This is a genomic window from Rhodococcus sp. NPDC059968, assembly GCF_042738615.1.
Lineage (GTDB): Bacteria > Actinomycetota > Actinomycetes > Mycobacteriales > Mycobacteriaceae > Rhodococcus_F.
On the sequence record NZ_JBHWUE010000187.1, the window covers coordinates 1 to 9,797 of the forward strand.

Annotated in this window: 6 protein-coding genes and 2 pseudogenes; 6 read left to right on the forward strand and 2 right to left on the reverse strand. The window is 63.6% G+C overall.

Features of this window, described 5'->3' with window-relative positions:
• The 5 genes and pseudogenes from ACFWAY_RS52000 to ACFWAY_RS52020 all read left to right on the forward strand — a co-directional run.
• Positions 1 to 129: pseudogene (locus ACFWAY_RS52000) on the forward strand (IS982 family transposase); the annotation flags it as partial.
• Positions 130 to 387: 258 nt separating this feature from the next.
• The gene (locus tag ACFWAY_RS52005; RefSeq protein ID WP_378458074.1) at positions 388 to 603 is read left to right on the forward strand and encodes a hypothetical protein; all 216 of its coding nucleotides are present in this window, start codon (positions 388 to 390) and stop codon (positions 601 to 603) included.
• Positions 600 to 953 (forward strand): hypothetical protein, encoded by a 354-nt coding sequence (locus ACFWAY_RS52010; protein ID WP_378458073.1) that lies wholly within the window; start codon positions 600 to 602, stop codon positions 951 to 953. The genes ACFWAY_RS52005 and ACFWAY_RS52010 overlap by 4 nt, the downstream gene beginning before the upstream one ends.
• A gap of 690 nt (positions 954 to 1,643) precedes the next feature.
• A complete protein-coding gene (locus ACFWAY_RS52015; protein ID WP_378516298.1) occupies positions 1,644 to 3,161 on the forward strand; it encodes a M15 family metallopeptidase in 1,518 nt (505 codons plus the stop codon).
• A gap of 13 nt (positions 3,162 to 3,174) precedes the next feature.
• Positions 3,175 to 4,434: a DUF4185 domain-containing protein gene (locus ACFWAY_RS52020; protein ID WP_378516299.1), complete on the forward strand. Its 1,260-nt coding sequence runs from the start codon at positions 3,175 to 3,177 to the stop codon at positions 4,432 to 4,434.
• A gap of 506 nt (positions 4,435 to 4,940) precedes the next feature.
• Here ACFWAY_RS52020 and ACFWAY_RS52025 read toward each other — a convergent pair.
• Complete coding sequence (locus ACFWAY_RS52025; protein ID WP_378516300.1) at positions 4,941 to 7,373, reverse strand: DUF4185 domain-containing protein; 2,433 nt, start codon at positions 7,371 to 7,373, stop codon at positions 4,941 to 4,943.
• A gap of 807 nt (positions 7,374 to 8,180) precedes the next feature.
• Between ACFWAY_RS52025 and ACFWAY_RS52030 the strand changes: the two genes are divergently transcribed.
• The gene (locus ACFWAY_RS52030) at positions 8,181 to 9,326 is read left to right on the forward strand and encodes a hypothetical protein (RefSeq protein ID WP_378516301.1); all 1,146 of its coding nucleotides are present in this window, start codon (positions 8,181 to 8,183) and stop codon (positions 9,324 to 9,326) included.
• Between the two features lie 18 nt (positions 9,327 to 9,344).
• Here ACFWAY_RS52030 and ACFWAY_RS52035 read toward each other — a convergent pair.
• Positions 9,345 to 9,797: pseudogene (locus tag ACFWAY_RS52035) on the reverse strand (hypothetical protein); the annotation flags it as partial.

A 9,797-nucleotide genomic window follows, 5' to 3' on the forward strand; every position in this document is an offset into this window, starting at 1 on the left:
GGTGGCCGTACCACGCACGGGGTGTTCGCCCGCGTCGCCCAGCGTGTGCTGGCGATGGCCGCCGGCATCTGGCACAACTGGAACATCGGCGCCACTGCCAAGCGATCATTGATCGCCTACGACCACTGATCCGTTCAAGGAATCAATCATCTAGAGTGCGATCCGACTGGAATCGGGTGCGCTTGCCGACTGAGCGGTGCGGGGCTGGAGTCGGTAGACGAGGTGTGGCGGGCTACCCCGCGACTTGCGGTGATTTGTCCACAACCTGGTAGATGCGGTGCTCTTCGGGCCGGTTTCCATCTTCACCCAGCGATGCGTATCTGAGCCGTACTGGGTACGGCTTTGGGGTAGACTTACCAGGTCAGCTCACACCTTCAGGAGGACATCATGAGCAAGGACGGCGTCTCCAAGGTCACCGCGAATCTGCCCAACGACGACATCAAGACGCTCGACGAGATCGCCAAGCGGCACGCCTCGACCAAGACCAGCGCCCTGGTCCGGGCCATCCGCACCACCGCCTACATCGACGAGGCCGCCTCGAAGGGCGCCAAGGTCTTCATCGAGGAGCCCGATGGCACCAAGCGGGAGGTTGTCTTTAAGTGACCGAACCGGAAGGGCACATCGTGCAGGGGGAGGGCACTGACACCGCCCTGGACGACGCGCACGTGGACGAGGTCAACGTCGGCACCGCCGACCCCCAGGTGACCGAACAGCCCGAAGTAACCATCCGCCGCCTCGACGAACGCCAGGAGGACACCCGCAAGGCCCTGGCGATCGGCCTCTCCGTCGCGACCTTCCTCGTCGGCCTGATCTACCTACTCGTGCCCCTGTGGGCAGGGGCCGACAAGTGGGACCGCGCCAGCAGTCCGTTCCAGGTCGTCTTCACCGCGATGGTGGGCCTGACCGGCAGCGCCATCGGCTACTACTTCTCCTCACGAAAGCCCCCGTCGTAGGAAGGACGAGCACCGCGGATCGGCCTCCCCGGTGGCTACGCCGACCCTCAGCAGCGGGTACAGAGGTGTTGTCGGCGGTGGCCGGTAGCCTGCGGTGACGACCATCGACCGGGGAGCGGGCAGGCGCGATGACAGGCGATCGTGAACAGGGTGGGGGGCCGATGGGTCCGCCGATATCGCTGCTCAGGACACGCCGTCGATGCAACATCGGCGGCCACACCGTGCGGGTCACTGGCGACGCGTCACTCGCCTGGTGCAACCGCCCACGCTCACACGGCGCTGACAGCACCACATGGTGGTGGCCGCCAACTCGATCGACGCGGCCGGCACCACGCTTCGGAGGGGGAGCGGGCGCGCGCACCCCCCAGCACCAGGTCATTACTCGGAACGTGTCGTCGCCCGAACTTTCATGTCCGTAGATTCGGGCAACTCATGCCCGCCACGCGGATTTCCTCGCGACCGTTGACAACTGGTTGGTCGACCATGGTGTGCTCCGGGAACGAGTAGGGCGCTACTCGCGATATTTTGCCGCGTCGAGCGTCACACTGATGTTCGGGCGAACCGTGCGGGCGCGCGTTGGTGTCGGTGCGTGGTCCTATCGTCCGGGATGCACGACGCGACGACCATTCGCCGCGGCAGGGTCGGCGACCGCCCGATCGTGGTGGTGAGACAGAAACGAGGGTGAGCGCGATGGGATTTCGCACCTACCAGGGGAACACCTTCTCCGAGAACGGCTGGCGCATTTGCGATACCGGCGAGATCGTCAAGCCGCTCGTGCCGGGCACGGACAACGTGCGGCCGGAGGTGCGGCGCGGTGCGGCGGCGACGATCCTGATAGCTTGGGCGGCGGTCTGGCATCGGCGGATTTGGCGGATCGACAGCTACCGGCCCCGCGACTACTGGGGGTTCAGCTGGGACAACGATATTGCCAACAGCAATCACCTGAGCGGGACGGCGGTGGATCTCAATGCCACCCGGTTGCCGTGGAAGGTGCGGGCGTCGGTGAACATGCCGGCCGACAAGATCGCGGCGGTCCGCCAGATGCTCACCGAGTTCGAGGGCACGGTGTTTTGGGGTGAGGACTGGGCCACCAAGGACCCGATGCACACCCAGATCAACCTCCCCGAGGGTGACACCCGCCTGGACGCCTTCGCTACCCGGCTCGAAAACGGTTACCTCTGGGTGTACGGGCCACCCGATCCGGACGCGTTCCCCCTCCCGGCGGGGTACTACTACGGTCCGCTCGACGGGCCCGCCGAGGCGATCAGTGGCCTGTTCCCCACGGACCCGCAATCCTGGAAGGACGGCCTCAAGCGCTGGCAGAAGACCTGCGGGATACCGGAAACCGGAATTTGGGACACAAACACCGCACGCGCGGCGACCGCGCTGCAGATCGCGAACGGATGGCCGGTGACCGGCTATCTGTTCGAGGGCGAATGGAATGTCGTGATTCGCCACGGGCAACGCCCTGACCTCGACGGGCCGGGCACCCCGCCGACGCCGCCGGTGGTGCGCGGCAAGACCTGGGCGGATGTGTCGCAGTACCAGATCACCCCCGTCACCGACGCGTACCCGTACGACATCTTCTGTTTCCGGTCCAACAGCGGGAACATGCGGGATACGAAGTTCGCCGCGAACCACGACTGGGCGGTGCGTGCGTGTGAGGACGGCCGGCTGCGGTTTTTCATCGTGTACTGGTTTTTTCGGCCCGGTCAGGCGAACATCGATTTGCTGATGCAGATGGTCACCGAGCAGGGTGGGCCGCATCCGCGGATGGTCGTCATGGCCGACGTCGAGGACGCGGCCGGGGCGATCACCGGTGACCAGTCGGCGGAGGTCAATGACGAGATCCGGCGGGCACGCGAATGGCTCGGCGAGCGGCGGGTGATCGGCTACTGGAATCCGGTGTCGAACGCGGACCTGTGGCGCACCCGCCCCGCGGGGCTGCGGTTGGTGACTCCCAGTTACGGCCGGGAGCCCGGATCGCCGAAGATCAAGCCTGACGGCTATTTCGCGCACCAGTACACCGACAACGGCCCGTGCCCACCGTTCGGTCGCTGCGACCTCAACTACACCCACCTGGGTACCGACGAACTCGATTCAATGCTCGGGCTGGGGCAAAGCCCCCCGCCCCCGGTTCCGGAACCGTTCCCGGTCGACGACGCGGCGCTGTGGGACTACATCGCCGGGGAGGTTCTCGGTCGATGAAATTGGTGCGGTCATGAAGATCAGGAATCTCACTCCGGTGCCGCAGTTCGGTGTGGGCGGGACCGACCTGGGCATCCCGGTCCGGGTGCCCACGGGCGAGATCGGATTCTTCTTCGGTGACACCTTCGCCGAGGACCGGGTCGGCGGCCCCGGCTGGCGCAGCCCGGTACTGCTCTACAGCCATACCCACGACCTCGATGACGGGGTGCAGTTTCACCGTGCGGCCGGGGGCAGTCCCGCGAAGCAGCTCTGGGACTACCCGCACAACAACCCGGAGTTCAGCACCGTGCTTCCGACCGATGCGATCGTGATCGGTACCCGGATCTACCTGCACGTCATGGTGGTTCGTGGCCTGCCCGACACGCGGTGGACCGAGATCCAATACTCCGACGACAACGGGGAGACCTGGACCCACGGCGGACCCACGGCTCGGTGGGAAGGATGGGAATTGGGCGGGCATCGCCGGATGCTGACCTGGGAACGCGGCGGTGACGGGTTCGTCTACGTGATGACCACCGGCGGCCTCGAACGTGACAAGAACGTGCTGCTGTTCCGCTGCCCCGAGGACCAGTTGCTGGACCGGGACTTCTACGAGCCCTGGGGCTTCAGCCACGGCGTGTGGGCGTGGGGTAATCCGGCCACCCCGATCCTGCCGGTCGGCTCCAAGGTGGGGGAAATGTGCCTGCGCCGGATGCAGAACAATTGGGTGCTCAGCTACTTCAACGAGGCCGAATACAACATCACCATCCGCGTCGTCGGGGAGATCACCGACAATTGGCACACCGCTCCAACGTTCCGGCCGGTGCGGGGACCGTCGGGGAACGGTGGCCCCGACGTCGTGACTCGCCTGTACGGCGGATACGTGCACCCGGACAGCACGTTCGACAACTTTCACATCATCGTGTCCGAATGGGCCGAATCCGGATGGCCATACCGGGCCATGCAATTTCGAGTACCGGTCCAACCCGCAGTACCGATCGAGGAGGACGAACAAATGAGTGCACGCGAAGTCGCCGCCGCGTTCCGGGACGACCACCCGGTCGCCCTCTACGACGGATCCGGCCGCAAGCTCGATCTGAGGGAGGCCATCGCCGAAATCTTGTGGAAGGAGGTCACCAATCTCGGTCTCGAAGGCCGACCAGTGTCCGCGGACCGTCAGGACGATCAGTTCGGCCACATACTGTCCACTCACGCCCTGGCCGAGCAGAACAACAAACTGCTCCGGGCACTGTGCGAGAAGGCGGGCATCGACGTCGATCAGGTGCTGGGGTAAACGCACGGTCCGTGCGGGTGGTGACACGGCGCAAATATTGGTCCTGCCCCGCTGCCGGTCCCGGCGGTGGCCCGCCCGCTGCCCCCGGGCCGGCGTACCGACCTGGGTCGGGCCGGCGTACCGACATGGGTCGGGCCGAGCGTCCCTCAACCTGCCGTCACCGCCGCGTTGCGCCGATTTCTCCGGCGACTGCGATTGCTTGACGCGCCTTACCGGTTCCCCATCGACAGCCCCCTATCGAAGGAGCGGTTTCCGCGCCGCCTATCCCACACACACAACACGAAACGTTGGGAAGTGGTACCGGGCGTCCAAAGTTGTTGGTATCCAGCGTCCAGCTCTGAAGGAGGGGGCCGGCCGACTGCGAGGGGGTCGTCCGTGCGGATCAACTTCGGGGTTTGACATTGTCATTCAGGTCAACAGGACCAGCCGCGATCCCACCCACCGGCGTTGCGGTCCTGCAGCCCGGAGAGACAGTGTCGAAGACCGCCGTTCCGGCGAAGGTCTTGTCAGTATCCGGGAACTCCGAGTTGGTGGGCGAGTGCGGCGATGGCGTCGACGATCGAGCGGCTTCCGAGTTGATTCCAGCCTTTTCCGTCTGGCCCTCTGATCTGATCCCACACGTCGCGGGCCCGGTCGTCGGTGCTGGCGGGCAGCGGGGCGGCCCCGGCGCCGGCTGGTGGGGGTGTCATCCCGGGAACGCCTTGGTGCATGCCGATCTCGGCGAGTGCGTCGACGACGGACCGGTTGTTGAGCTGTGGCCAGCCGGCGCCGGTGGGGCCGAGTAGTTGCAGCCAGAAGTCGAGGACGCAGTCGTCGACGCTGAGTTTGCCGGGGGCGCCGCTGAACAGTTCCCGGAGGCCGTCCAGTGTGCCCTCGTAGGCGTTGACGTCGACGAGTCGGCCGGCGACCTGGCCCTTGTCGGAGAATTGCAGAATCTCGACCGGGGCGCCGGGTGTGTAGTCGTTCCAGCCTGCGAATCCGCTGCCGGGGTAGATGACGGATGCGAATCCGGAGGCGGTGACGTAGTGCGAGTTCCACAGTGGTGGGAGATTGTTCAGCGGTGGTGATCCCATGTGGTCTCGCCAGTACCAGCGGGGAAGGTAGATGGCGCAGACTCGCATGCCGGCGGAGTTGATGGCGTCGACGAGGCTGCGCATGTTGGGTCCGCTTCCGGGGGTGTTGGGGTCTTCGTAGTCGAGCATGACCGGGATGTTGGGGTCGCCGAGGTGTGCTTTGAGGTTGGCGACCTGTGCGTTGATCGGATCACCGTTTCGGGCGAAGTGGTAGCCGCAGAACATGCCGGGGAAGTGTTCGAGCATCAGGTCGCGGTTGCGGGGCCAGAACGTGTCTTTGAAGAAGTCGCCCTCGGTGCACTTGGCGGCCATGAAGGAGAATCCCTCCCGTTTGGTGGCGGCGATGTCGAAGTTCCCTTGGTGGTTGGAGATGTCGACCCCGTAGAAGGTGCCGGCTGTCGGGTCGATGGTGCCGGGGTCAGGGTTGGCGGAGCCGACGAGGAGCGGTTGGGGGTCGATCGCGGCGCCCCCGAAGCGGCCGGGGGAGGTCCAGACCTCGAAGTGCAGGTGTGGGCCGGTGGAGTCGCCCTCGTTGCCCACGCGGGCGATCTGCTGGCCGGCGCGGACGAACATGCCTTCCGAGACGAGGAGGTCCGCGGCGCGCATGTGGCCGTAGACGGTGTCCACGTGGGCCGTGGGTTGGTGGTCGATGACGATCCAGTTTCCGAAGCCGGAGGCCGGGCCGGAGCGGACCACCACCCCTTCTTCGGCGGCGTAGATCGGTTCGCCTAGCGGGGCGGCGAAGTCGATGCCGTTGTGATTGGGCCGTGCAGGGGTGCGGAATCCGGAGGAGATGATGTTGTTGCCGTTGATGACGGGCACAAAGCGAAGGGCCATGGAACTTGCCTCTCGAACGGCGGTGGTGGGTGTCGTGGCCGGCACCACCGGTTTGATGCCGGAAATTCGGTATTGCATCGCGCGGTAGGGATTTCCGCTGGCCGCCCACTGGCTCACGATCATGGCGAATCCGCCGGTACGGTCGAATCGGCTGTCGGGGTGGATGTAACAGCCGTAGAGCCGATCGACGACGTCGGGACCCCCTGGACTGAAGAACGATCCCTTCACCGGACGGTAGGTGGGGGCGGTGTGCCAGTTGTCGGTCGGTTTCGCCGCGACCTTGACGAAGGCGTTGTAGGCGCCGGCGTCGAACCCGGAGAACACCAGGTTGCCTTGGATGCGGCGGAGGCAGATTTCGCCGAGCTTGGTGCGATCGGGGAGGATGCCTTTGGTCGGGTCGTCGCCGGGCGGGTTGCCCCAACCCCAGGAGGTGCCGTTCCAGCCCCACGGTACCCAGGCTGAGGGGTCGGTGATCTGGGTTTCGGGGACGCGGTGCAGGATCGCGTTCTTGTTCCGGGCGAGACCGCCGGTGGAGATGATGTAGACGAACCCGTCGCCACCCTTCTCCCAGGTGACCATGGTGCGTTTGCCGCCGTAGACGGAGGTGGACCATTTGACGCCGGTGTCGGTCCAGTTCTCACCGAGGTCGTCGGAGTACCGAATTTCGCACCACTTCTCGTTTCCGAGGCCCTGTGTGACCATGACCCAGAGGTAGATTCTGTTGCCGATCGAGATCGCATCGCAGGGCAGAATGGTGGAGTATTCCGGGTTGTCGTGTACGTAGTCCCAGAGCTGCCGCGCGTTGCGTGCCGCGGACGCGAAGGTGATCGGTGTGGTGACGTCGTGGGTGTTGCTGCGTAGGAGCATCGGGGATCGCCAGTTCGGTCCCCCCACCTGGGGTTGTGTTCCGGCGAAGGTGTCGCCGAGGACGAAGCCGATCTGGCCGCTGGGCATGCGGAACGGAATACCGAGGTCGGTGCCGCCGATATTGAACTGGGGCAGCGGGTTCAGAGACTTGACGAATGTCATCCTGCCCTCCCTCGGTCGGCACGAACTTCGCGCACCACCCCGGTTGGATGGAGATGGTGGGTGCCCAAGCTGCAGGCGATGTCGTTCAGAAGTTCAGCTCGCACCAACTTCGTCTCGCGAAGCCCGTTTTCAAGGAAAGAGCAGGGTTCTATGGGCTGAAGCCCACGTGGACCGGCCTCGGCTACCTATCAAGACCGGTCTGTTTCTATGGTCCTCCCATGGGGGTCCGAAGTCACTGACCGTTAGGAAGCCGAACTGCCTCGGCGACAGGCTGTTCACGGCATGGGGGAGCCCCGGTCGATCGCCTCGGCTCGACTTTCATTTAAGCCGGTGGTGGTCATCGTTTGTTGCCCTTGACTGCGATACTTGCCGCCGTCGCCGTCCGCTCGATTCTCGAGGTCGCCACCATCGTGGTGGTGCGCCGTGCCTCGGCAATCCGCGCCTGAGAGTGGCAACCCTGTGCGTTCGAGCACCTAACAATCAGTGACATTTGCCGACCGCGGGAGGACGATCGAAACAGACCGGTCTTGTCTCATACGACTGCCGTACCGGCGCGTTCCTGTCAGATCGGAAGTGCGAAGTGACCGCAATAGCCGACATCGAGACAACGAAGTTCACCCACTCGCGCGAGAATCGCGCGGCCGGGCTACCCGTTAACGATGCGGCGTGGATAGGTGAGGTATACGCCGCGTCCACCGCACTGGTACCGGATCAGCCTCTGTCTGACGCCGTCCTCCGCGGCTCCACCGTTCTCTTCGTCACGATCGGCGGCAGATACGTAGCGACGAGCCGTGGAGTGCGCTGATCATGACCTCGGACCGCGACAACCTAGTCAAGCTGGCGAACAAGTTTCAATTTCAGCTGTTGCTCGTGGCTGGAATAGTCATCGCAACCGGTGCCATCGGAGGTGTTCTCTACTCTTTAGTATACCCATCGGGGCAAAGGCTTGGAATAATAGCCTCGGGATTGGCTACGGGCGGCGTCGCGTTCTCCCTCGGCGTGTTTCTCGGATTCTTGTTCGGCCTTCCCAAGACAATTCAGTCCGAGAAACTTGGTGAGGACCGCAGGCTTTATCTTGCTAATACGAACCTCGAGCAAATATCTGACTGGCTGACAAAAATACTAGTGGGGGTGGGTCTGATACAACTGGGCCAGGTATCTGGGCAATTGGGGCGACTGGGGGACGCGTTGGCGCCCATGTTTGGGTCTGGCCCATCCAGTGCAGGCTTCGCTCTTGCGCTCTGTATCTACTTCTTGGTTAGTTCATTCATTCTCATGTATCTGTGGACCCGCGCGGGTTTTCCCACCGTCCTGCGAGCATCTGACGCGTACCTCGACGAGAAGATAGAGGCAAAGATTGAGGATGCATTCAGCAGTCGGGCGTCGGCGAACGCTAAGGCGCTTTCCCTTGCGGAACGGCAACTCAACGCAGATGAGGATGCGCCCAGTCAAGGTGACTTGGATAGTGCGACCGCGGGTGCGGCCCCGGAGTGGCGCGGACATCTATACCGGCGCGCAGAGGATCAGCGGTCGCATTCTTGGATTTTGGAAGACGCGACTTCCATTGAACGGCACCGTCGAACCATTCCCATTTTCCGTGCGCTCATAAAAAATGATACGGAGCGTAAGTACTTTCGCAACTTTGGAAGCCTCGGATTCGCGTTGAAAGACATGCCGGAGCCGGATAATCTGGAGGCCGAGAAGGCGCTTACCGATGCAATCGATATTCGAGGCCAGTCGAATTCTTGGCGTATCTACGAATGGAATCGAGCGGTGGTCAGGATCCGGCTGGACCAGTCCTTTATTCGCGGCGAGCCATCGAATCCTCAGGTAGCTGACAGAATCAAGGCTGATCTCGCGGCGGCTCGAGCTAGCCTTCCGGCGCGATATTTCACGGCGGGGGAGGATGACGATGCCGATAGGGTGAGCAGGTGGGTGAGTCTGAATAGTTAGTCTGTGTGCATTCGGGCATCAAATGGGAATTTCGAAAAATGCGTGGAATTCAGTGGGGTGGACGCCGCGGGTCTTCGCTGCCAACGCGTATTGCAGCCCCCGCGCGAGATACTTCTCGATCAGGCAATCGTCGATGTCTCGTCGTTCGAAGATCGGGACAGGTGGGGTCATCGACTCCATATGGGCGACGCTGAGGATGGGTGACTTGATGTCCGGGTGGTGGTGCAGACGACGCTGTAGGCGGCTTCCCGGATCATCCGCGGAGGATTCACCGCGTGTGACGGATCGGCTCCCTGCGGCAGTGGCACTGTAGGTGACGGCGAATTGGCGGGCGCGGGTGTCCTGCGCGAGCAGAGTGTCACCAATGTCAGGTACGACGTCAACCGACAGCTGCGCGCATTCGATGGTGTTAAATGTATTGCTAGACAGGTAGTTTAGGCTACACGGGTTAGATACGAAGCCGTCTCGGGC